The organism is Pseudoalteromonas sp. 20-MNA-CIBAN-0454, from assembly GCF_040308685.1.
Classification (GTDB): Bacteria; Pseudomonadota; Gammaproteobacteria; order Enterobacterales; family Alteromonadaceae; genus Pseudoalteromonas; species Pseudoalteromonas nigrifaciens.
On record NZ_JBEOOB010000045.1, the window covers coordinates 1 to 23,730 of the forward strand.

Consider the following 23,730-nt stretch of genomic DNA (forward strand, 5'->3'; position numbering starts at 1 on the left):
AAGGGATCACCGCTGTTAAAATTTGCGGTGGAAAGTGAGCTTTAGTGCTTGCTGTCCACCTCAGGGCGTGTTGTTAGATAGGCAATAACTTGCAGAGTTTTACCTAATCCCATGTCGTCTGCTAAAATTCCGCCAAGCTGATGGCGTTTTAAAAAGTTTAACCACGCAACGCCTTGCTGCTGATACTCGCGCAATACAACTGAGTCATTTAACCCTTGTATAAGCGTAGTGGGGCGCGACTGGTCATTACTATTTAGCTCTTCTAAATAACGTGACAATGACTCGTCGTGTAGTTCAACATTTATAGCAGTATGACTTACCAGTTCAGGCAAGTATGAAAGCGGAATATTAAATTCATCTCTGGTTTTTATAAATTCAAATCGTTGTTTAAACTCATTTAACAAATGCAACGCTGCTTTATTTATAGCGCCAAACTCACGACCTATTGGGTAGTAATAAAACAACTCACTTTGACGATTTAACGATTCATAATGAGCATCTGTTTGATTAAATAATAATGTAGCTTTAGCATCGTTTAATATAATTTTGCACTGCATTTGATGCCCCGCAGTACGGTGTACATGCAAAGCTACTTGGCTTTGTGGGTTAACAGCATTTACTTTACTAACCGATACTTTCCAGCCTCGTTGAACAAAGCTAGGAAACACCTCATACACTAACCAGTGTAAGTGAATTGGCGATTGTTTATTAAAAATAAACTCACTTTGTAAACCCCCTTTACAAAAATCGAAACCTAAGTTTATTAGCTCGTTTTTTACGGTGTTTTCAAAAGCACTATTTACTAGGGTTTCTGGCGCTGTGCCTGCCAAATAATTTTTATTTTTATATTTAAACAATAACGAAAGCGTTAATCCTTCCGCCGACATTGTTACTTTTAAAACCGCATTACTAGAGAGTTTTGAAGTATTGTTTTTTTCATTAGTGGGGTGCGGAATAACACCTGAGCCAAAGTTATCGGCGAGTTGTTTATAAATACGGTCAAAATTAGTGTCGTGTAATGCTGGAATTGTTTGTAAATGAGCAATTTCGTCTGCACTTAAAGGGGTGCGAATGCGTCCTACTTTATAAGTATCGAGATCTAAATAAGTAGGTGGCGTTGTTTTAATTAGTGTCCAATTTTTGCTGTTTTCTAAATTAACTTTTAATTGGGTTAGATCTTTTACTTGCTGCCAACTAAAGCTTAACGCTTGCCCTGTTTGCGCTTTAATTGATACGCGTGATCGTTGTAAAAACAATCTTTCAGTTGCTATAAGCTGTTGCAGTGCGTTAAAACCCCATTGCCCTTTAAGCTCAATATTACCTACTGCATTTTGTGAACGTATCCAGCTAAATAATCTAAAGTCGCTTTCTAATAAATCGCTAGGAGTTACAAAGCTGTTTAGCTGTTGCTCGGTAAGGTTACGGCCTAAGGCATAGCTTTGATTTTCATCGTAATTAGCTATTTTGGGCGTTAAAAACACTTTATTATTTTCTACATCTAATACAAATAAAAGCACTTGTGAAGGCGGTTGTTCGGTACTGTTTTTAAGTGCTCCGAGTTCAGTAAACCAATCATTAATAAAGTAGTCTTCGCCGTACTCACCCGAGTGTTCTATTTTAAGTTTGAGCAAAATAGCAGCTAAGTGACGGCATTTTGTTTTAACGTTACAGGTACAGTGAGTATCTACCGAATAACCAGTAGGTACTTTACTGATCTCAATACGTTGATTAAACGAAATACCTTTGTCGCCACGTACTGTTGAATCCACAACTGAAAAATCGCTATTATGCTCTAACCAGCTAATTTGGCCGTTTTTATAATACGCTTTACCTTTAGCCAATACGGCGGGCTTGAACAATTTTTTAATGAAGCGTTCAGAAAGAGGAAACTGGGTAGCCTGCTCATTTTTAATTTCTTCAAAAATAGCCATTAGATCAGTTTTAGATAAGTTAGCAGACATGTCACTCAAAGTATTAAATTTTAAAAACAATTTTTTTAGTATATGCCTTATATGCTCTGAGCTAAAGCAATATTAACGTTAAATAAACTGGTTGGAGCTGAGCGCTTAGTAAAAAATTGCTTTATAGCTAAATAATGCGCTAATTATTATTTATTTAAAATAAAACACACAGCTAACTCACAAGTTAAAAACAATTTACTAACACAAGGAGGGGGTTTACAGATCAGCTTTATACTAACAAAGCGCAAAACAGGTAGGATCTAAGATAAAAAGGTAATTTAGTTAGTAAAAAGCTGATCTAAAATAGGCAAGTAACTCTTTTATGCTTAAATTTTGCTATATGGGATCAGTTTTTTACTAACTTAAAGGGTGTACAGATCAATATTTAACTAAGCTAACACCCTTGTAGATCATTATTTTACTAACTAGTTAAATGCAGCTAATAGCTTAGTAAGTTGTTCTAAGCGCTTGTCTGTCATAACTTTATTGCTTATTTTTACTGAAACATCACCATTTTTTAAACTGCGCTGTACTGAAACAAAGTTACTCTCAAGCACAACTTCACGTTTAACGGCTATTTGTGGCTCGGTAGTTAAATACTTAGTAATGGCCATTGCACGCTTGTCATCGCTTGCTGCTGCGTTTATGTCTTCATGGTTAGCAATGTCAGCAACTAGCAAGTTAAAGGCTGCTTGGTCGCGCTCCTTTGCGCTAATCAGCTTTTTAGCCACTTCACGGCCAACATGATTAGCTGTAGGGTAAAGTGCAACAACATCTGCAGGGATTTGCTCGAATGCTTTTATTGCATCGGCAACCGCGGTATGCGATACGCCTTCAATAACTGCAATTTCACGGTAAGAGCCTTTTTTACCTTGCTCAATTAATTCATTTTTAGTGTTTTGATAAGCTTGTCCAAGTTCCCACAAGCTAGGTGCTATGTATTGATCAGACGAAACAGCTAAAATTTTTGCATCTTGATCTGTAAAGTCGCTAGAGCTCAACACTAAATAATCGGCATTACCCAAAATGCAGGCTTTACGGCGGCGTGATCCCGCGAGTACTAAGCTTGTATCGCCTTGATCCCAAAGAAGTGCAGGGTGTTGATTACGGCCATCTTCTTTTATTGCCGGTAGAATATCGGATACCGACTTTTCATTTAACAGCGACTGTACACGGCGGTTTTTGCCATATACCTGGGTTGTTGACTCAATGTCACTATGGGAAATTACTTTACAAACTAGGGTAATTTCTCTGCTAGGATCGCTTGGCGCTGGCATGCGAATTACATCGCCTGCATTTGCTTGCTCTAATAAAGCATCAAGACTACTACTACCAACCGCTGTTGCAAAAGGGTCTAAGCGGGTGTCATTTTTACGTTTTTTAGCCATTTTTGTTTAACATCCTTACTTAGGGGTATTTAGTTTTGATTGTGTAGATTGCCAGTTAGAGCGGATCAGCATTTCGAGCTCATCAACTACATCTTTTATATTTTCTTGGGCACGCATTAACGATTCGCGACTCGCTAAACTATCTGATGCTTTTTGATCAAAAATAGTGTTAAACGAAGACGAACTCGCTGTAATTGCTGAGCTATGATTAATTGGGTAACTCATTACTTGGCGACCAAAGGCACTACGAACATCTTTAACGATATCGCGTTGCGAGTGGTTACCTTTTACATAGTTAGTTACTAAAAACTGCATAAAGTCCCATCCTTCATGGCCTAGGGCTGCAACTGTATGATAAATCTCACCTAAACGTTTTAAATATTTATTATTTGCATCAAAGTCTACTGCTTCTGGATGAACCGGTATTAGCATTGCTGTAGATGCCATTAACGCATTATAAAACATAAAGTTAAGTGTTGGAGCTGTGTCGATTAATAACACATCAAACTCGTCTTTTACTGGGTCAATTACTTTTTCAAGTAACTTATGATAATGACGGGTTTGTTCATAATTTGAGGTGTCTTTGAGTAAAGTAGCTGTTTCATGTTCAAAATAAAAATCATCCATACCAGATGGTAAAACACGAATATTTGGAATATGTGTAGGTAAAAATGAGCTTGATACAAATTCAGGCCACGTTTCACCTTCGTCTAATTCAATACAATCACGCATTAAATCGCCAACGGTGATTGGATCGGGCTCTGCCGATGGAAAAAAGCTAGATGATGAACCTTGAGGATCTAAATCAATAATACCAATACGGTAGCGTTTTATATTAGTAGTTGCCAGTGCTGCTGCAATATTAACCATACTAGTTGTTTTACCACAACCGCCTTTTAGGGAGTTAATTACAATAACTTGCAGTTTGTCATCACCAGTACGGTGATCGGGCTGAATATCCATAATATCGGCCATAGCAAAAATATTTACCAAAGTGTAAGCGTAATGACCATTTGCACCACGTTTGATATTTAAATTATCAAAATCACCATTGTCGTGACGTCTTTTTAAGGTACGATTGTTACAACCAAGCAGATCGGCAGCTGCTTTTTGCGTATAAGTTCTTAATTCTTTTTCTTCAGATTTAAGATGAGCGCGATAATGTTGTATACGTCCTTCTAGAGACTTTTCGGCAACTTCAGCTGTTGCTTTCAAAAGCCGGTAGGTACTTAGCGCATTATTATTGATAGACATACTTAATTCCTCAAAGTTAGGCTGTTAGTATAATGTCCATTCAATTTGCTGTAAACAACTATTTATAGTGACATGTGTTTTATAAACAAGACATCTAATAATATTTTTACATGCTTAATATCTCTTAGTATAAATAGAGAGGTTAAGTATGGTTAAGTATATAAGGTATTAAAGGATAGAAGCTTAAATAAAGATCATAAACACATGATTTATATGAATAATAATAAAATAAGCAGATCAGCTTTATACTTGGTTAAGATCAGATCTTTATCTACTAGCAGATCAGCTTTTTACTAAGCTGAAAATTAAAACAATAGTTACGCACAGGTTAATCATTAAGTTGTGCACAAAAAAGGTCTGTTAGATCAGTTTTATACTAAGTAAATTATAAAGTTATACACCGACTCTGTAGTAAAAGAAGGCTTTTAATTAGTATAGATCTGATCTGTAGTAGGTACAGATCAGATCTATGCTAACTCAATATGTGCTTATCCACAGGGCTTTTAGTTTTTTAGTTAATTTGTCGTGTTAAATATTAAAAATTTAGCTTTGTAATGGACAAAAATCTCACTGAGTTAGTAAAAATGAGATTTGTAACTGCCTAGTTAGTAAAATAATGATCTGAAATTGAGTTAATTAGCATCCGCTTAGTATAATAGTGATCCGAAGGTTTTATTTTAGCTCAGATCACTTTTATACTAACTTAAACATTTAACTTTTTTGTCTTTATGTGTTGTTATTAGCTGTCGCAATAAAAATGGAAATAACAACAATGAGCCGAAAGGTCAACATCTCGGTAGATAACTTGCCCGATACACTAAGGGGCCAAATTCACGGGGTGGAAAGTGCAATTGATAATGAAAGCTTAGCGCTGTTTACAGATAATAAAGATGTGCGGATTTCGATAGAAAATGCAGCTCATGGATTACGTGCTTATTCGAATACTTTTAACCATTATGATTTATGGGGACGCTTTGTCCGTTCGGGGCATAAAAAATTACCATTAGAAGAAGCACCTAAAAAAACAATAATTACACGCAAAATATCTGAAAAAATAGATGGTATTTTGTACGACGGTGAATTAAAAATAACGCCGGCGGTTGTTAGCACACGCAAAGATGGTGAAGACGTAGAATATTTGGTTTGGCCATCAGATCGAGAAGAAAAAGTAGAACGTGCGCTGATCCGTTTAGCTTCTAAAGGTAAAATAGTAAAAATAAATTTTAAGTCCGGTATTCAATATGCTGTTGTTTTTTCAATGAACGAATTAGCACAAGAGCTGAAAACCGTTGGCCAATCTATGCCATATCCACAAATTAAAGAATCACTTGAAGCATTACAAGGCTCGAAACTTTCGTTTAAATATTCAGCAACAGACACCAAAAATACAAATATTGATGATTCATTTTACGAATCGAACATGAACTTTTTATCGTCACTGCATTTTAGTGGAAAAAAAGGTCAAGGCGGGAATGTTAAATGTGTTGCGTGTTTAAATGCATTTGTGCATAACATGATTGATAACCTTGAATATAAAGGATATTACTTTAACAGCGCCCAAGAATTAAAACGCGGATTGTCGCGTTGGATGATGCTGCGCTTATATCATCTTTGGCGTTATGCAGCGCCGGGTAAAACATACCATTTTAGATTACTGTCTATTATGGAAAAGTACGGCTCAATTTATTCAACGGATAATATTACCGAAAATAAATTAAAAGCGCTGCGTCGTGATATGACCACAACAATGAAAGATCTGATCGAAAAAGGGGCTATCTCTGAGTACAGTATTACCAATGTTAAAGACGACAAAACCGGTAATATTATTGACTACACTTACGAAATGCATCCATCAGACCAATTTTGTGATGAGATACTTACTCTGAATAAACACAATAAACGTATTGAAATACAAGGCGGTAAGCGTATTGTTGAAAATGCTGTGCTTATTGATGAAGACAAACTTGTTGAAATAGTAGATAAGTAATTTTTATTACAGAGTCCAATAATAACAAAGGTCACCTAGCGTGACCTTTTTAACATAATCACTTTTCTACTTGTTCTAAATAAAGTCGATCTACTAAAAAATCATAGTCACGTTTTCGTGGATGACTTAATGGTTTTTCGTAATTTGGTAATATCCCAAGCTTTACGTCTGGTTCTGGGTTTATTAAAATAAAAGGTAGCGCCGCACTGACGTGATAACGGTTTTGCGCGGTATAACGCACATTTACCTGAGGGCTAACTCGAGTAGGGCGCCTAATTCTAAGTTTTTCTTTTTCACCTAAACTTGCTACCCGTAATTGCTCTTGTGCTACTAGCGCCTGCCATTTTTGCTGGTCGATCATTCTGGGGTTTCTATAACTAGCTGACTTTTGTAACATTTCGAGGGCCATTTTTTTGGTCAGTGTTTTAGTTGCATGTTTGTGCATCCAGGTAAATCGTACTGAAAAAGGCGATTCATGTTCACTATGAATTTTTCGATAAGCAGCCAAAGTAATTAAGTTGGGTACTGCATTATGCACCGCTTCAAAACGAGCATCGTTGTTATCAATAGCTAAAATACACTCTTTAAACGCTGCTTTTGCCTTATTTACTTGAGCAATTCGATTAATTAGTGCTTGTTTGTCAGCATTTTTTATAACTAATAGGCCAGGATGACGCTTTAAAACTCGGCTACTTAGCCCTTGTTTTTTATAAATGTCAGTAAAGGAATTTAATATAGCTTTATGTGCTAGTTCGCCTGATATTTTAGTAACTTTAATCGATTCGGCCACTTTATCTTCATCAACAGTGCTTATATCAGGAAGTTGATAATATTCGGCTTTTGTATATTCACATAGATTAAGCTCTTCTATTAGCCTTAATGTTAGTTCGCTCATTAAATCAAACTGACTTCTTATTTGTACTTTAGTTACCATGCAACCTCCAAAGAACACATCTTACCTAACTAATTATCACACATAACCTTATCTTTGTTTAGCAAATAATTCTACTTTACTCGGGGCTAAGTTTATCTAATATCTAGTTTTAGTATGATGTGTTCTTTGCAGCTTTGGTTAATTTTAAAATCTCGTGCTTATGCATTGAGTAGCTTAACTCTTAATAATAATTCCCCAATACTTACATTTGTATACCGTTATAGGTTACAGCTAATAACGGCCTACTAGCTTCTGAGTGCAATTTAACTTTAGCCATGATTTGTAGTGAGGCTTTAAAATGAGGTTGATATAATTAACCGGCTCATACTTTGGGATACTTAAAATGTTTAGCTTGTGAGAACTGAATATACATTTATTAGTACCGGGCAGGGCAAACCATTTTGAGTTCCCTGTAGCTTAACTAATTAAGCAGCTAGTTAGTGGTGTTAATTAGTGCCGATCCAAACGTTCATACAAAGAGTAACTTAATACATTGCAGATATAAGCTTTACGTATTGTAGTATGCCTGGGTGAAATACAATACGTTGTCATGTCTATTTACACTACAGCATAAGATCTGCAAAGCGTAAAACTTATACATATTAAAATAAGTTTTAACCTCAGTAATAACTGCCACTATTCACATTTTTATAAAAACTTAGTACTGAGCCCAAATAAGTCTTTGTATTTTAACCTTAACCAAGGAGAGCTTTAGCCTAATAAACCCACTGTTTATAAACATCTAGTATATGTTGCGGTGGCAAATAAAATTCGCCCTAGCATGTATTTTTAAAAGTGCATAGTTATTGGTCAATTATTGTTTATATTAACTGTAAAGTTAAGAATACACATGGTGCAATTTAAGTATGATGTGTTCCCTGCTCAACCTGTTATAATAATTAACTCAGATTGAATGTAGGTCAACAACTAAAAAGTAACCATGATTAATCTTAACTTTATGTTTTTAATCAGTTATATTCTTTCTATTTATCATTTTATATTTGCGCTAAGGGCCCAACATATATGGCTAAATATATTAATTACCTAACCCATAACTAAATAATTAGTAAATAGTGAATTTAGTCCTTGAACAAACAGCCCTGCATACGTTAATTTCGTTGTATCAGGTAAATAGGAATGAGGAATGAATATGCAAACGTGGAACCCAAATAGCTGGAGAGAACTGCCAATATTGCAGCAGCCAAACTACCCAGATCAAGAATCACTTAAATCAGTAGAAGCGCAATTAAAGAGTGCTCCGCCTTTAGTATTCGCTGAAGAGACCAGAAGTTTATTTAAGCAGCTAGAAGATGTATGCGAAGGGCGCGCTTTTTTACTACAAGGTGGTGATTGTGCTGAGTCGTTTAGTGACTTTAATGCCGCTAACATTCGCGATACTTTTAAAACAATTTTACAAATGGCCGTGGTATTAACTTACGGCGGTAAATGCCCAGTAGTTAAAATAGCGCGTATGGCAGGGCAGTATGCAAAACCACGTTCAGCAGATTTAGAAACGATTGATGGCGTATCACTACCGTCATACCGTGGCGACATTGTTAACAATTTTGAGTTTACCGAACAAGCGCGTATTCCAGATCCACAACGCTTAATGACGGCGTATCATCACAGTGCCGCTACGTTAAACTTACTGCGTGCGTTTGCTCAAGGTGGCCTTGCTGACTTACATCAAGTAAACCGTTGGAATATGGGCTTTGTTGCAGCCAATCCACAAAAAGAAAAGTACCAACAGCTTGCTGATAAAATTCAAGACGCGCTTGAGTTTATGGAAGTGTGTGGTATTAATTCTACTATTGCACCAAGCTTAAAAGAAACCGATTTATACACCTCTCACGAGGCGCTATTACTAGGCTACGAAGAAGCACTAACTCGCCGCGACCATTTATCTGGCGATTGGTACGATTGTTCTGCGCACTTTGTATGGATTGGCGAGCGTACGCGTCAACTAGACCACGCGCACATTGAATTTTTTAAAGGAATTAAAAACCCAATTGGGGTTAAAGTTGGTCCAGGTATGGACCCAGATGATTTAATACGTTTAATTGATGCATTAAATCCAGATAACATTCCAGGTCGATTAACATTAATTACCCGTATGGGCGCAGATATACTCCCTGAAAAACTGCCGGCATTGGTACGCAAAGTACAACAAGAAGGCCGTAAAGTAATTTGGAGTTCTGATCCAATGCACGGTAACACCGAAAAAGCGAGTTCAGGATATAAAACACGTAGCTTTGATAACATCATGCGTGAGATCAGCCAGTTTTTTGCAGTGCATAAAGCCGAGGGCAGCTATGCAGGCGGCGTGCATTTAGAAATGACAGGCCAACATGTTACTGAGTGTACTGGCGGTGCGTACGGACTGTCTGACGACGATTTAGCACAGCGCTATAAAACCCAGTGCGACCCACGTTTAAATGCCGATCAAGTATTAGAGTTAGGCTTTTTAGTTGCCGATTTATTAAAAGACGCACGTAAATAAATAAAATAACTACCCTAAATACAAACGCCGCTAATTAAGCGGCGTTTTTTATACTTTTTAGTTAAGTTAACCGCTAAGTAAGTTAGTACTTACGGCGCTCAAGATCGGTATCAGATATAATCTTCGCTGATATTTCTTCAACTGAGTGATGAGTAGAGTTTAAAAATGGAATTCTATTACGCTTATACAGCATTTCTACTTCGCGCACTTCTATACGACATTGACGAATAGAAGCGTATTTAGAATTAGCCATACGCCTATCTCTAATGGCAGCAAGGCGCTCAGGATCAATAGTTAAGCCAAATAATTTATGTTTAAAAGGTATTAAGCATTTAGGCAGGCCTTCAGTTTCAAGGTCGTCTTCGGTGATTGGGTAGTTAGCGGCTTTAATACCATATTGTAGTGCTAAATATAAACTCGTTGGGGTTTTACCACTGCGGCTCACACCGATTAAAATAATATCGGCCTCTCCATAGTTTTTAATATTACCGCCATCATCATTCATCAGCGCGTAGTTAACCGCATCAATTCTAAAATCATAGCTTTTTTCATGAATAGAGTGAGTGCGATGAATTTTTGGTACTGGCGCCACATTTAGTTCTTTTTCTATTTTTTCGCTATAGGTTGTCAAAAAGTCATAACACACTGCATTAGCAGAGCTAATAATTTCAGTTAAGTTGTAATTTACAAAGGTAAAAAATATTAAAGGCTTTTCACCGTCTCTTTTAGCCGTTGCATTAATTAACTCTTTAATTTGATGCGCTTTCTCTTCTGTTTCTACAAAGGGAATGGTTTTATGATTAAATTCAACAGGGAACAGTGACAAAGTAGCATGGCCAAAAACCTCAGAAGTAATTGCTGTGCCATCTGAAATATAAAAAGCAGTTCTCATAAATCCTCTTTTTTATTACTTTTAATTTTAAAATTAAGTTTCTCACGGTTTACGTGAGGACTGTTGCCAGTGTAGAATGGGTGTGACCTTTATAAAAGGTTTTCTTTCTTAACTCTCACAGTTATATCGATTGTATTAAGTAAATAGTCAATTATAGCGATAGGAAGCGCTTTATTAGCAACATAAAAATTAACAGGTAGTTGTTCTACATGAAAATTTTTAACTTGTTAATAGAATGTCTAACTCGCTAAAATGATTAAATGTTAATTAGTTGGTATTTAGTACTACAATTTGTTTTTTTGGAGAAAGATCCGTGCAAGAATACGTTCTCTGGTATCAAGAGCTTGGTATGCAAGATGTTCCTCGTGTTGGCGGTAAAAACGCTTCACTTGGCGAAATGATTTCAAACCTAGCAAACGCAGGTGTACAAGTGCCGGGTGGTTTTGCAACTACCGCTGATGCTTTTAATGAGTTTTTAGATCAATCAGGACTCACCGCAAAAATTCACGATATTCTAGATACACTTGATGTTGAAGATGTGAATACACTCGCTAAAGTCGGTGCCGATATCCGCCAATGGATAATCGATACACCATTCCAACCTAATCTAGATAAAGCCATTCGCGAAGCATACAGCCAACTCCACGGCGACACAGCAGCCGATGTTTCATTTGCAGTACGTTCATCAGCTACTGCTGAAGACATGCCAGACGCATCATTCGCAGGCCAGCAAGAAACTTTCCTAAACGTTGTTGGTATCGACTCAGTAATGGTCGCTATTAAACACGTATTTGCTTCATTATTTAACGACCGCGCTATCTCTTACCGTGTTCATCAAGGGTACGATCACCGTGGTGTTGCACTGTCTGCTGGTATACAACGCATGGTTCGTTCAGATAAGTCAGCATCTGGCGTTATGTTTAGTATTGATACCGAGTCTGGTTTTGAAGATGTTGTATTTATCACATCAAGCTACGGGCTAGGAGAAATGGTTGTACAGGGCGCAGTAAACCCTGATGAATTTTATGTTCATAAACCAACATTACTTAAAAACAAACCTTCAGTAGTACGTCGTAACATTGGCTCTAAAGCCATTCAAATGATTTACTCAGAAGACAAAGCACATGGTAAGCAAGTAGACATCGTTGATGTTGCCCCTGAGCTTTCAAATAAATTTTCGATTACAGATGAAGAAGTGCAAGAACTTGCCAAGCAAGCTGTAATCATCGAAAAACATTACGGTCGTCCAATGGACATCGAATGGGCAAAAGACGGTAACGACGGCAAACTATATATAGTTCAAGCTCGTCCAGAAACGGTTCGCTCAAACGAAGATGCCAACGTAATGGAACGTTTTCAATTAAATGGCACCAGCAAGGTTGTTGTTGAAGGCCGTGCAATTGGTCATAAAATTGGTAGCGGTGTTGTTCGTGTTCTTAACTCAATCAAAGAGATGGATCAGGTTCAAGTAGGCGACATTTTAGTTACCGACATGACCGACCCAGATTGGGAACCAATCATGAAACGTGCAGCAGCGATTGTTACAAATCGTGGTGGCCGTACTTGTCATGCTGCAATTATTGCACGTGAACTTGGTATTCCAGCCGTTGTTGGTTGTGGTAACGCAACTGATTTAATTACAGCTGGTCAAGAAGTTACCGTATCATGTGCCGAAGGCGATACAGGTTTCATCTATGAAGGTATTTTAGACTTTGAAGTACTTACTTCACGTGTTGACGAAATGCCTGAGCTACCAATTAAAGTAATGATGAACGTAGGTAATCCAGATCGTGCATTCGATTTTGCTCGTTTACCACATTCAGGTGTTGGCCTAGCCCGTGTTGAATTTATTATCAACCGTATGATTGGCGTTCACCCTAAAGCACTACTTAATTTTGATGCACAAACTGATGCATTAAAAGCAGAGATAACCGACATGATGGCCGGTTATGAATCTCCAGTAGAGTTTTATATCTCTAAATTGGTTGAAGGTATTTCTACTCTGGCGTGTGCATTTGCACCAGAGCGTGTAATTGTTCGCATGTCTGATTTTAAATCAAACGAGTACGCAAACTTAGTTGGCGGCCAACAATACGAACCGGAAGAAGAAAACCCTATGATAGGTTTTCGTGGCGCCGCTCGTTATGTGTCAGAAGCTTTCCGCGACTGTTTTGCTCTAGAGTGTGAAGCAATTAAACGCGTAAGAAACGGCATGGACATGACCAATATCGAAATCATGATCCCATTCGTACGTACCGTTGAAGAAGGTAAACGTGTTATTGAACTACTTGAAGAGCATGGCCTTAAACGTGGCGATAATGGTCTAAAAGTAATTATGATGTGTGAACTGCCTTCAAACGCACTATTAGCTGAAGAGTTTTTAGAGCATTTTGATGGTTTTTCTATCGGTTCAAACGACTTAACTCAGCTAACGCTTGGTTTAGATCGTGACTCAGGTTTAATCGCACATCTATTTGATGAACGCGACCCTGCAATCAAAAAGCTACTTTCTATGGCAATTAAAACAGCTAAAGAAAAAGGCAAGTATGTAGGTATTTGTGGTCAAGGTCCTTCTGATCATGAAGACTTTGCAGCATGGTTAGTAGAGCAGGGTATCGACTCTGTTTCATTAAATCCAGATACAGTACTAGAAACATGGTTATACTTAGCTGAAAAACTAGCTAAATAATTACTTTGTTTAATAAAAATGCCAGCTTTTGCTGGCATTTTTGTTTGTGTAATTTAAAATAAAGTTTTAACGAGCTAATTTTTTATCTAAATATCTGCACGATTTAGTTAACGCTTTTTGACAAAGCCCCAAATAATGCCTTGCTTTTGGGTAGTCAAAAGAAAAACACAATAACCCTGCCATAAAAAATATTAACGATGGTCCAGGTACAATCGCAAAAAATAAACCCAGTAACATGCACAATACACCGGCTAAAAGTAATAGTATTTTTTTCATAGTTAAAGCCCCCTAGTAACTGTTAACTTGAGTATAATTGCAGTGCGAATAAAATCGATTAAAAGAGTGTTACAAACTGTAAAATCTTCAATTTCTATTACCCCGCAGCATGATATAATTAATCAAATGCCTTAAAATATCGCCGTCATGATAGCAACTATTACACAGCAAGATGCCGCGACAGAAGTTGTCGCAAATTACTTAAGTACCATTAAAAATCAAGGGTTTACTGGAGACACTGACGCAAGTTATGCAACCCGCATAACAGCTTCAACCGATAACAGTATTTACCAAGAGCTACCGCAAGGTGTTATCTTTCCTAAAACCGAAAAAGATATTCAACTTGCGTTGCAAACAGCATCTCGCGACCCCTTTTTATCGTTAACATTTGGTCCGCGCGGCGGCGGCACTGGGACTAACGGGCAATCATTAACCCCTGGAATTATTGTCGATTTATCACGATACATGCGTGAAATACTCGAAATAAACACACAAGAAGGCTGGGTGCGTGTACAAACTGGGGTAATAAAAGATCAGCTTAATGACTTTTTAAAACCTTATGGGTTTTTCTTTTCACCCGACTTATCTACCAGTAATAGAGCAACCATTGGCGGTATGATCAGCACTGATGCTTCGGGTCAAGGCTCGCTAGTTTACGGTAAAACGAGTGACCATGTTTTAGGGCTAACAACTTATTTGGTCGATGGCACACCTATGTGTACTGCAGCTATTGATACAGAGAAAGCAAAGGTAATCGCAGAGCAAGACACATTAGTTGGTCATTTATACAAAACCGTTTTAGCTATCGCACTAAATGAGCGCGAAGCTGTATTAGCTAAATTCCCTAGATTAAACCGCTTTTTAACCGGATACGACCTAGAGCATGTGCTAAGTGATGACTTACAAACTTTTGATATGAGCCGCTTAATTACCGGCTCTGAAGGATCATTAGGTATAGTTACCGAGGCTAAATTAAAGCTAACCCCCATTGCTGAATTTAAAACTTTAATTAATATTAAGTATGATAGTTTTGATTCGGCACTACGTCATTCACCATTTTTGGTAGCTGCGAGAGCAACCTCAGTTGAAACTGTCGATAGCAAAGTTTTAAACTTAGCCCGCCAAGATATTATTTGGCATTCAGTATCGGACTTAATAACCGACATTCCTAATAAAGATATGCAAGGGCTCAACATGGTTGAGTTTAATGCTGCATCACCAGAGGATATAAAAGACAAAGTAGACACTTTGTGCAAACTATTAGATCAGTGCGTGGCACAGCAAACTAATGGTGTTATTGGTTACCAGCTAACCAGTAATAAAAGTGATATTTTAAAAATTTACGCCATGCGTAAAAAGTCAGTCGGGCTTTTAGGTAATGTAAAAGGCAGTCAGAAACCACTCGCCTTTGCAGAAGACACCGCGGTACCACCAGAAAACTTAGCTGATTATATAGTAGAGTTTCGAGCATTACTCGACAGCCATAATTTACAATATGGAATGTTTGGCCATGTTGACGCTGGCGTTTTACATGTTAGGCCTGCGCTCGATATGTGCGACCCAGAACAAGAAAAACTATTGCGTGTTATTTCAGATGAAGTGGTAAAACTCACCGCTAAATACGGTGGTTTAATGTGGGGCGAACACGGTAAAGGGTATCGTAGCGAATATGGCCCAGCGTTTTTTGGCGACCATTTATTTACTCAGTTACGTAAAATAAAAACTGCATTTGATCCAAATAACCGAATAAACCCGGGTAAAATATGTACACCTATCGATAGTGAAGACTCACTAGTAAGTGTTGATGGACAAAAACGTTCATGGTTCGATAAACAAATATCTATTGATGTAAAAACAAGTTTTAATAATGCCATGACTTGTAACGGTAACGGAATATGCTTTAACTACGATGAAAACTCACCAATGTGTCCGTCGTATAAAGTAACCGGCGATCGCCGACATTCACCTAAAGGCCGCGCAAGTTTAATGCGCGAATGGTTGCGCCTGCAAGAAGCAAAAAATGTAGATTTACTTGAGGTCGAAAAGCAACTTAATAAAGGCGAAGTAATTACCTGGTGGGAACGTTTTGTTCACAGCCGTGAAAAAAACAAAGGCATTTACGACTTTTCTCACGAAGTTAAAGCTTCGATGGACGAGTGCTTAGCCTGTAAAGCATGTACTACTGCTTGCCCAATTAAAGTAGATGTACCTACTTTTCGTTCGCGTTTTTTAAATTATTATCATAGTTACTACGCACGTCCACTCAAAGATTACCTAGTGGGTAATATAGAAGTTAGTGCGCCATTAATGGCTAAATTTGCACGTATTATTAATCCTATAGTAAGTACAGACCTAGTTAGTAACATAATTAAAAAAACCGTGGGTTATATAAATACACCACAATTAAGTATTCCCGCACTAACTAGTCGAGTAAACAAAGCTCATACTTTTAATTTTGAATTACTAAATAAATTAAGTGCTGAGCAACAAAACGAATATGTATTAATAGTACAAGACCCATTCACTAGTTTTTATGAAGCAGAATTAGTAGAGAGTTTTATTACGCTTATTACTCAGCTCGGCAAAAAGCCAATGTTATTACCTTTTAAACCCAATGGAAAACCACAACATGTAAAAGGGTTTTTGCATGAGTTTAAAGTAACAGCAAAAAACGCCGCGGAGTTTTTAAATAAACTTAACGATATTAATGCGCCACTGGTTGGTTTAGATGCTTCATTAGTTATGTGTTACCGCGATGAGTACAATACAATTTTAGAAAATAATCGTGGTGATTTCCATGTGCAACTTGCTCACGAGTGGTTACAAACTCAATCGTTTACGCAATTAAAAGCAAAACAAAATACTAATACTAATACTGAATTTACTTTATTAAGCCACTGTACCGAAACTACCGCCTTACCAAAAGCTGCGAGTGTTTGGCAAAATATTTTTACCGATATTGGATTAACATTAAAAACAACCAGTACTGGTTGTTGCGGCATGGCGGGTACTTATGGTCATGAAGCACAAAACCAAAACAACTCGCGCGCACTATACGAAATGAGTTGGAAACCTATTGTAGATAAAAATAAACCCGAGCAACTGTTATCAACAGGATTTTCTTGTCGTAGCCAAGTTAAACGATATGAAAAATTTAAACCTAAACATCCAATTGAGTTACTTGCACACCTACTTAGCAATTAAACTTTATTAGGCTGATTAAAAAATGCGTAACTTTATAAATAAAATTACGCATTTTTACTTTTTACTTTTTACTTTTTAGCAAAACTATCTGCAATTGGCTTAGTAGTTATACCATGAATAAATACACTAAATAAAATAGTGGTCATAGCAATAGTTGCAATCTGATATTTATTTTCTATTTGAGTATCAATTACCATTAACGTAAATACTATCGATGCGAGTCCTCTTGGTCCAAACCAAGCAAAAGTAAATCGCTCTTTTATATTCAGTGCAGTAAATTGCAGTGACAACATAACCGGAATTATTCTGATCAAAGTTGCACTAAGTAAAGCATAAATTATTATTTCAAAACTGAGTTTTGGTAAAACCAAATAGGCACTTACAAAACCAAATAAACACCAAATTAATAATGCTGCAAAATCGGCTATGTGCTCTGAGTCTTCAACAATTTCACAACGTATCGACTCTGGAGAATATCGGTCAAATAATAAACCTGCTACAAACACTGCAATAAAACCACTACTATGAAAATACTGTGTAATAGAAAATATCGCCATTGCAAAACCTACCAGCAAAAAAGGACTGGTTTTTTGTGCAAAATAATGGCGTTGCATAGCAAAGTTTAAAGTTGGAATAAATATCGCAACACTCGCAATCGCAATCAATAGCGCTATACCAAGTTCCCGAGTAAAAATAATCATAGTTTGTGAAGCGGTGATCCCAAGCTCTGGGTTATTAGCTAATAACAAAAAAATTAAAAATACAGGTACACATAAACCATCATTTAAACCACTTTCAGTATTTATTCCTTCACGGATATTTTCGGGCACTTGTGTACTTTCTAATAGTCCTTTACTGAGTGCTGCATCGGTTGGTGTTAAAATAATTGCTAATAATGCAGCTTGAATAAGTGTTAACTCTGCAAATAAAAATAATGCAGTGCCAATACCTAACAACAAGGTAAGGGGTAGGGCAACAAATAATAATAAACTTGGATACTGATAACTGTGTTTTAAAACGCTTAGTTTTGTTTTTGTAGCGTCGGTAAATAAAAACAAACTTAAAGTTAATTCAATTAAAGGTAATATATAAGCTCCACCATTTTTTAATTGTTCAACTTCCTCAGGTATAAACCAAGCCAGTGCTATTCCTCCAATCACAAAAAACATTGGGCCAGTGATTTCGGTTCTTTCTAATTGCCGGATTGTTAATGAATAAATCAAAAACAAACTGCCAATAAAAGTAATGACTAAATATTCCATTATATTTTCCTTTTTAAACCAGATTTTGCACGTTCTTTTATATTTGTTTGAATATAAATTTGATCTGTAGTTGCTATTTTTGCGTGTCCTAAATCTTCAGATAAATGTTTGAGTGGTCGTGTTTGTGCATCGTGTGTTGCACCTGTATGTCTAAGCCAATGTGCGGTTGCTGCTTCAAGTTGTTCAGAGTCATCTTTAAAACCATCATCAAGTAAAGATTGCTGAGCTAAATCAAAACTTTGTTGTACCAAACGTCGTATTTGCCTAACTGTCATGCCACCTTGGCCACGAATTTTATGCACCAAAGGTTCAGATTCATCAACGCGTGGTAGGGCAGGTAAACCACGATAAAGTCGGTAGCGTTTTAAATATTCAACAAAATCATCGCTTAGAGTTACATCTCGTAATTTATTACCTTTACCCATAATACGCAAAAACCAAAAGCCATCGTTGTCTTGCCAAAAATGCGACATAACGGGCGACCATTGTGGCCGCTCTGACAATTCAGAGATCCGTAAATATAATCCTTTTAAACATGCCAGAGTAAATAAATTTCTTTCTAGATCAGGTTGTTGCTCACATAAGTCGCGCGTTACCCCAAACACATATTCCCATTGTATATCGCTTAGCGTATCGGGGATCTGTATTTGCGATTGAACCACTAAATAGGGACTATTCTTTTTTACTACAGGCACAAAATTGGCAAAGGTTTTTTCTTCTAAAATAGCAAATTTATAAAATACGTTAAGTGCAGTAAACATTGCCGATAATGTTTGTTGGCTAGCAATTGATTCTTTTTGGATGAAAGGGCGCCAATTTGTATTTAAACGACGAATACCTTGATCGTCTTTATAACGCCATTGTACTGATGTTGTAGCCCAAGCTTTATCTGGTTCAACAACAAAATCTACATAACCTTCAATATCTTCGCGCTTTAAATCAAATACTGATTTTTCAGCCACTAACCATGCCCATAAATAAAAACGTTCAAGCTCACTTCTAAACCGACTATAGGTTGCTTCCGATTTGCGACCATAAACATATAAAAACTGGTATAAGAAGGTAAGATCTTGTTTTGATTCAGTTACAGTCAAGCCAACTTGCTGTATAAAGGTAGCCAGTTCTGGATATTCTGAATTTAAAGTATTATCTTCAAGATGAGCAATTTGATATCTCAATTGTTTTAACGTATCAACCAAAGCAACTAGCATAGTAATAAAATATTCAATAAAATAATAGACTTATAGATTAACCATAAAGTCCGATACTGTCTAGTATTGGACATAAATAGATTCTATTATTTTGTAATTATATACTTGCTAGTTATAAATGTTATTTAAGGAAAATTCATGAAAAGATTTATTTTGCTAAGTATGGTCGTATTTACACTCGCGCTCACAGGTTGTGCAACAACAGGCAGCGCCTCACCAAGCGAAAAACGTGCATTAGTGCATAGCATGGAATCAAATACATTAAGTAAACTTTACACGATAAAACCAGATGTTAAAAAGCAAATTGCTAACTCTGCAGGTTATGCTGTTTTTGATAATGCCAACGTCAATGTTGTTTTAGCTAGTTTTGGTGGTGGTTATGGTGTTATTAAAAATAACCTAACGGGTAAATCTACATACATGAATATGGGCGAAGCCGGTTTAGGCCTAGGTTTAGGTGTTAAAGACTTTAACGTTGTTATGGTTTTTCATAACCAAGCGGCACTAAACAGATTTATTGAACACGGTTGGGCATTTGGCGGAAACGCAGATGCAGCAGCTAAATATAAAGAAAAAGGCGGTGCATTAGTTGCCGAAGCAATAGCAGACCAAGTTACTGTGTATTCTTTGACCGAAAGCGGCCTTGCACTACAAGCAGTATTAAAAGGTACTAAGTTTTGGGTCGACTCCGAGCTTAATTAACCCCTAAATTACTCTCCTAAAAGCGAGCTGATTTGAATAATCACCCTCGCTTTCTTTTAAATATATCAATTTAACATAACATAACTTATAGGTTATCTATTATGCTGTAAATGAGAGGTTACTAGCTGATTAGCAATGGCTGTTAATTTCATAAACTTTAGAGAAATTAACCAATATTTCCCTCGTTAGCCATATAGTTCTCTCTTTATTTAGACATTAATTAAGAGTAGTCTAGCTATCTGAAAATTAATGTCTTTTAAAGTTCTTTTGATCAATCTGTAGGTAACAAATGGAAGTGAATTTAAGTAATAAGCCAAGTAATGTGATGTCAGATAACTTCTTACGTCAACGACGTAATTTGTTTATTATAAATTTATTAGTACTTTTTATGATGTTAGCAGAAGTGCAAGCAAATAAGATTACGCTGGGGGGAGTTAGCTTTGAAAAGTTTGGTAACCCAAAAGCAATATTTCTTTTCTTATGGGTTTCATGGGGCTATTTTTTCTATAGATTTATTCTTTATTTCCTCGAAGATGAATGGTCTAAGTGTAAACATAAATTTTCTGACTCCTTCCACTATTTCCTTAATAATAAATATAGAAAATTATTATTCATTAGTGGTAAAGATCTTAGATTTAATGATTTTTCATATTCTCAACTTAAGCATAATCGTTTCAGATGTTTGATTCCAATGCCTTATAATCCAATTTCTGAATCTCAAAAGAACGATGAAATTCAGTTTTATGAAAAACAGTTCATGTTTACTAAACTAAAGTTTTTTCTGAATTTTTTGTTCTTAACTACAATTTTTACTAATTACTTTCTTCCATTTTTGATTAGTCTTTTTACTTTTGTAGTTGCGTTAAAATCAGATTGGGAAGGTTCGATTATTAAACTAACCACTTTTTTTTGAATAGAATTAATAATAGTAAAATTCTGTCCAATCAAATCTCCCAACTGACAGGCTGTCAACCATGACAGCATTGTAACTAATTAATAAAAAAGGGCTTTTCGCCCTTTTCTTTAATGTTACGTACCGTAATTTATGGGCTGTAATAACTATACAATAAATAAGTATAAGATCCAGATGCCCTGTATTATACAGAGCGTCTGGATCTTAATTATAACTTTTATTAACTAAGAATAGTGTAAAGTAACGCAGCTAAAGTACCACCTATAGTCGGACCTAACACTGGAATCCATGAATAACTCCAATTACTATCTATCTTACCTTTGATCGGTAACAAAGCATGTACAATTCTAGGCCCTAAATCTCTAGCTGGATTTATTGCATATCCTGTTGTACCACCCAATGAAAGCCCAATTCCCCACACAACAAAAGCAACTGGAATTGCACCTATAGAGCCCAAACCAATTTTAGTCCCAGTACCATTGTCGATTTCAGCCGCCGAAAAATAAAATACACAAATCAATAAAACAAAAGTACCTACAATTTCACTAATTATATTTCTAAATGTATTTGGTATTGCTGGTGCTGTACAAAAGACTGCTCGTTTTAATTCTGCATCATCTGTAGCATCAAAGTGATCTTTATATATTACATAAACTAAAAAAGCTCCAATCATTGCACCAATAAATTGTGCAGCAATGTAAGCAGGGACTTCAGTCCAAGAAAATTTTTCAGCTACTGCTAAGCTAAGTGTTACAGCTGGGTTTAGATGTGCTCCACTATAAGGGCCAGCGACAACCACACCAATAAATACAGCAAGACCCCAAGCTGTAGTAACAGCCATCCACCCTCCTCCTTCACCTATTGTTTTTTTTAAAATATTATTAGCAACTACACCGCCTCCAATTAAAATTAAGAGGGCCGTTCCTAATATTTCTGCTATAAATGGTGTCATTTTATATTCCTTGCTAAAAGCTAAAATTAAATCTACCTTAATGAACATGTCTTTTTATAAGCGAATACTATCTACACTATGAAACTATTTTTGTTTAAATGTTGTAATTCAAAGTGCTTGATATCCTTAAAAGCATCTATAATGGTCACTAATAAAACTATCCTATTGAGCTTAGAGTTTATGATTGCGAGTTTGAATAACTTTACTTACATCCATAAACTCTAATCAAACAAGTTTGGTATGAATTTATATTTAAAGGTAAATTAGTAACTTATCCTTCACTTTGTACTTTTTTAACTGATTTACACCAGCCATCATAAAGCTCATCACGTTTTGTTTTGGTCATGCCAGGTTCGAATCGTCTTTCACAATTCCAATTAGTTGCCAATGACTCAAGTGATGAGAATACACCAGCCCTGAGTCCTGCAAGATAAGCTACACCTAAAGCAGTCGTTTCACTAATAGTTGAACGGTCAACCTCTGCACCTAAAACGTCTGACAAAAACTGCATAAGCCATCCATTTATGACCATACCACCATCAACTCTAAGTACCTGAGGCCTTACGCCGTCTGATTCCATAGCCTTTTGAAGATCTTTAGTTTGAAAACAAACAGACTGTAATCCTGCTGTTACTATCTCTTTAATACCCGTATCTCTAGTTAATCCAAATATAGCCCCACGAGCATTTGGATCCCAATATGGTGCACCCAAACCAGTAAATGCAGGAACCATATATATTCCATGATCTAGGGAGGTATTGATAGCGAGTAATTCTGTTTCATCTGCTTTTTCAATTAACTGTAAGCCATCTCTAAGCCATTGAATTGCTGCGCCAGCTATAAAAATACTGCCCTCTAATGCATAGGTTGGTTTGCCATTCAAACGATAGGCGACAGTACTAAGAAGTCTATTTTTAGATTGAAGAACTTGATCACCTGTATTAACCATCATAAAGCACCCTGTTCCATAGGTACTTTTAGCCATACCTGCTTGAAAGCATGTTTGGCCAAACAGTGCTGACTGTTGATCACCTGCCATACCTAAAATAGGCACTTCGTAACCTAAATATTTTTCACTCGCCATACCAAAGTCATCTGATGAATCCATTACTTCTGGTAGCATATTTAATGGAACATCAAGTAATTCAAGTAGTTCGGTATCCCATTCTTGCGTATGAATATTAAATAGCATAGTTCTCGATGCATTAGTTGCATCTGTGCGATGTTCTTTTCCGCCTGTCAACTTCCATAACAAATAAGTATCGACCGTACCAAAAATTAAATCACCATTTTCTGCTTTTTCACGAGCGCCTGGACAACTTTCTAAAATCCAATTTATTTTAGTCGCAGAAAAATACGGATCGATTAATAACCCCGTTTTTTGCATAATTAGTTCTTCTTTTCCTGCAAGCCTTAAACTATCGCATAGTTCTGTTGTACGCCTATCTTGCCAGACTATCGCATTATAAATGGGTTCACCGGTTACTTTATCCCAAACGATTGTAGTTTCGCGTTGATTAGTAATACCAATGTAAGCGCGCAATTAAACCCACATACCAATATTAATGCTACCTATGCATAATTTACTCAGCATATTAACCTGAG

Annotated in this window: 15 protein-coding genes and 1 pseudogene; 6 read left to right on the forward strand and 10 right to left on the reverse strand. The window is 36.6% G+C overall.

Annotated elements, in window-relative coordinates:
• Positions 1-68: 68 nt before the first annotated feature.
• From AAEZ22_RS16455 to AAEZ22_RS16465, 3 genes and pseudogenes are all read right to left on the reverse strand, one after another.
• A pseudogene (locus tag AAEZ22_RS16455) lies at positions 69-1,961 on the reverse strand (SNF2-related protein); the annotation flags it as partial.
• A 425-nt stretch (positions 1,962-2,386) separates the two neighbouring features.
• Positions 2,387-3,349: a transcriptional regulator gene (locus AAEZ22_RS16460; RefSeq protein ID WP_350546113.1), complete on the reverse strand. Its 963-nt coding sequence runs from the start codon at positions 3,347-3,349 to the stop codon at positions 2,387-2,389.
• A 15-nt stretch (positions 3,350-3,364) separates the two neighbouring features.
• Complete coding sequence (locus AAEZ22_RS16465) at positions 3,365-4,603, reverse strand: AAA family ATPase (RefSeq protein ID WP_058374625.1); 1,239 nt, start codon at positions 4,601-4,603, stop codon at positions 3,365-3,367.
• A 772-nt stretch (positions 4,604-5,375) separates the two neighbouring features.
• Here AAEZ22_RS16465 and AAEZ22_RS16470 point away from each other — a divergent pair.
• Positions 5,376-6,590, forward strand: coding sequence for a hypothetical protein (locus tag AAEZ22_RS16470; protein WP_011330184.1), 1,215 nt, complete (start codon positions 5,376-5,378; stop codon positions 6,588-6,590).
• Between the two features lie 58 nt (positions 6,591-6,648).
• Here the strand turns inward: AAEZ22_RS16470 and AAEZ22_RS16475 are convergent, their stop codons facing one another.
• On the reverse strand, positions 6,649-7,524 hold the full coding sequence (locus AAEZ22_RS16475) for a DNA replication terminus site-binding protein (RefSeq protein ID WP_011330183.1): 876 nt from the start codon (positions 7,522-7,524) through the stop codon (positions 6,649-6,651).
• A 1,150-nt stretch (positions 7,525-8,674) separates the two neighbouring features.
• Between AAEZ22_RS16475 and AAEZ22_RS16480 the strand changes: the two genes are divergently transcribed.
• A complete protein-coding gene (locus tag AAEZ22_RS16480) occupies positions 8,675-10,024 on the forward strand; it encodes a class II 3-deoxy-7-phosphoheptulonate synthase (protein WP_172459254.1) in 1,350 nt (449 codons plus the stop codon).
• An 82-nt stretch (positions 10,025-10,106) separates the two neighbouring features.
• Here the strand turns inward: AAEZ22_RS16480 and ppsR are convergent, their stop codons facing one another.
• Complete coding sequence (gene ppsR, locus AAEZ22_RS16485) at positions 10,107-10,916, reverse strand: posphoenolpyruvate synthetase regulatory kinase/phosphorylase PpsR (RefSeq protein ID WP_011330181.1); 810 nt, start codon at positions 10,914-10,916, stop codon at positions 10,107-10,109.
• Between the two features lie 313 nt (positions 10,917-11,229).
• On the opposite strand from ppsR, the gene ppsA reads away from it, so the two are divergent.
• A complete protein-coding gene (ppsA, locus tag AAEZ22_RS16490) occupies positions 11,230-13,605 on the forward strand; it encodes a phosphoenolpyruvate synthase (RefSeq protein ID WP_041454953.1) in 2,376 nt (791 codons plus the stop codon).
• 66 nt (positions 13,606-13,671) lie between these two features.
• Here the strand turns inward: ppsA and AAEZ22_RS16495 are convergent, their stop codons facing one another.
• Positions 13,672-13,881 (reverse strand): PGPGW domain-containing protein, encoded by a 210-nt coding sequence (locus tag AAEZ22_RS16495; protein WP_041454951.1) that lies wholly within the window; start codon positions 13,879-13,881, stop codon positions 13,672-13,674.
• 147 nt (positions 13,882-14,028) lie between these two features.
• Here AAEZ22_RS16495 and ydiJ point away from each other — a divergent pair, with 147 nt between their 5' ends.
• Positions 14,029-17,085: a D-2-hydroxyglutarate dehydrogenase YdiJ gene (gene ydiJ / locus AAEZ22_RS16500; protein WP_350546119.1), complete on the forward strand. Its 3,057-nt coding sequence runs from the start codon at positions 14,029-14,031 to the stop codon at positions 17,083-17,085.
• Between the two features lie 68 nt (positions 17,086-17,153).
• On the opposite strand, the gene AAEZ22_RS16505 is transcribed toward ydiJ, so the two are convergent.
• Positions 17,154-18,347: a cation:proton antiporter gene (locus tag AAEZ22_RS16505; protein ID WP_086998423.1), complete on the reverse strand. Its 1,194-nt coding sequence runs from the start codon at positions 18,345-18,347 to the stop codon at positions 17,154-17,156.
• Positions 18,347-19,558, reverse strand: a complete 1,212-nt coding sequence (locus AAEZ22_RS16510) for a tyrosine-type recombinase/integrase (RefSeq protein ID WP_350546122.1) — start codon at positions 19,556-19,558, stop codon at positions 18,347-18,349. The genes AAEZ22_RS16505 and AAEZ22_RS16510 overlap by 1 nt, the downstream gene beginning before the upstream one ends.
• Before the next feature lie 138 nt (positions 19,559-19,696).
• Between AAEZ22_RS16510 and AAEZ22_RS16515 the strand changes: the two genes are divergently transcribed.
• Complete coding sequence (locus tag AAEZ22_RS16515; RefSeq protein ID WP_089369312.1) at positions 19,697-20,260, forward strand: lipid-binding SYLF domain-containing protein; 564 nt, start codon at positions 19,697-19,699, stop codon at positions 20,258-20,260.
• 289 nt (positions 20,261-20,549) lie between these two features.
• Positions 20,550-21,173, forward strand: a complete 624-nt coding sequence (locus tag AAEZ22_RS16520) for a hypothetical protein (RefSeq protein WP_197182639.1) — start codon at positions 20,550-20,552, stop codon at positions 21,171-21,173.
• 220 nt (positions 21,174-21,393) lie between these two features.
• On the opposite strand, the gene AAEZ22_RS16525 is transcribed toward AAEZ22_RS16520, so the two are convergent.
• Together AAEZ22_RS16525 and glpK are read right to left on the reverse strand one after the other, a co-directional pair.
• Positions 21,394-22,125 carry an MIP/aquaporin family protein gene (locus tag AAEZ22_RS16525; RefSeq protein WP_033103174.1) on the reverse strand — a complete coding sequence of 244 codons (732 nt, stop codon included), beginning with the start codon at positions 22,123-22,125 and terminating at the stop codon, positions 21,394-21,396.
• A gap of 271 nt (positions 22,126-22,396) precedes the next feature.
• Positions 22,397-23,668 (reverse strand): glycerol kinase GlpK, encoded by a 1,272-nt coding sequence (gene glpK, locus AAEZ22_RS16530; protein ID WP_352298086.1) that lies wholly within the window; start codon positions 23,666-23,668, stop codon positions 22,397-22,399.
• Between the last annotated feature and the right edge of the window lie 62 nt (positions 23,669-23,730).

Bases quoted from the DNA above. Each gene is read 5' to 3' on its own strand.
- AAEZ22_RS16460 (WP_350546113.1), bottom strand. From the start codon at position 3,349: ATGGCTAAAAAACGTAAAAATGACACCCGCTTAGACCCTTTTGCAACA.
- AAEZ22_RS16465 (WP_058374625.1), bottom strand. From the start codon at position 4,603: ATGTCTATCAATAATAATGCGCTAAGTACCTACCGGCTTTTGAAAGCA.
- AAEZ22_RS16470 (WP_011330184.1), top strand. From the start codon at position 5,376: ATGAGCCGAAAGGTCAACATCTCGGTAGATAACTTGCCCGATACACTA.
- AAEZ22_RS16475 (WP_011330183.1), bottom strand. From the start codon at position 7,524: ATGGTAACTAAAGTACAAATAAGAAGTCAGTTTGATTTAATGAGCGAA.
- AAEZ22_RS16480 (WP_172459254.1), top strand. From the start codon at position 8,675: ATGCAAACGTGGAACCCAAATAGCTGGAGAGAACTGCCAATATTGCAG.
- ppsR (WP_011330181.1), bottom strand. From the start codon at position 10,916: ATGAGAACTGCTTTTTATATTTCAGATGGCACAGCAATTACTTCTGAG.
- AAEZ22_RS16495 (WP_041454951.1), bottom strand. From the start codon at position 13,881: ATGAAAAAAATACTATTACTTTTAGCCGGTGTATTGTGCATGTTACTG.
- ydiJ (WP_350546119.1), top strand. From the start codon at position 14,029: ATGATAGCAACTATTACACAGCAAGATGCCGCGACAGAAGTTGTCGCA.
- AAEZ22_RS16505 (WP_086998423.1), bottom strand. From the start codon at position 18,347: ATGGAATATTTAGTCATTACTTTTATTGGCAGTTTGTTTTTGATTTAT.
- AAEZ22_RS16510 (WP_350546122.1), bottom strand. From the start codon at position 19,558: ATGCTAGTTGCTTTGGTTGATACGTTAAAACAATTGAGATATCAAATT.
- AAEZ22_RS16515 (WP_089369312.1), top strand. From the start codon at position 19,697: ATGAAAAGATTTATTTTGCTAAGTATGGTCGTATTTACACTCGCGCTC.
- AAEZ22_RS16520 (WP_197182639.1), top strand. From the start codon at position 20,550: ATGGAAGTGAATTTAAGTAATAAGCCAAGTAATGTGATGTCAGATAAC.
- AAEZ22_RS16525 (WP_033103174.1), bottom strand. From the start codon at position 22,125: ATGACACCATTTATAGCAGAAATATTAGGAACGGCCCTCTTAATTTTA.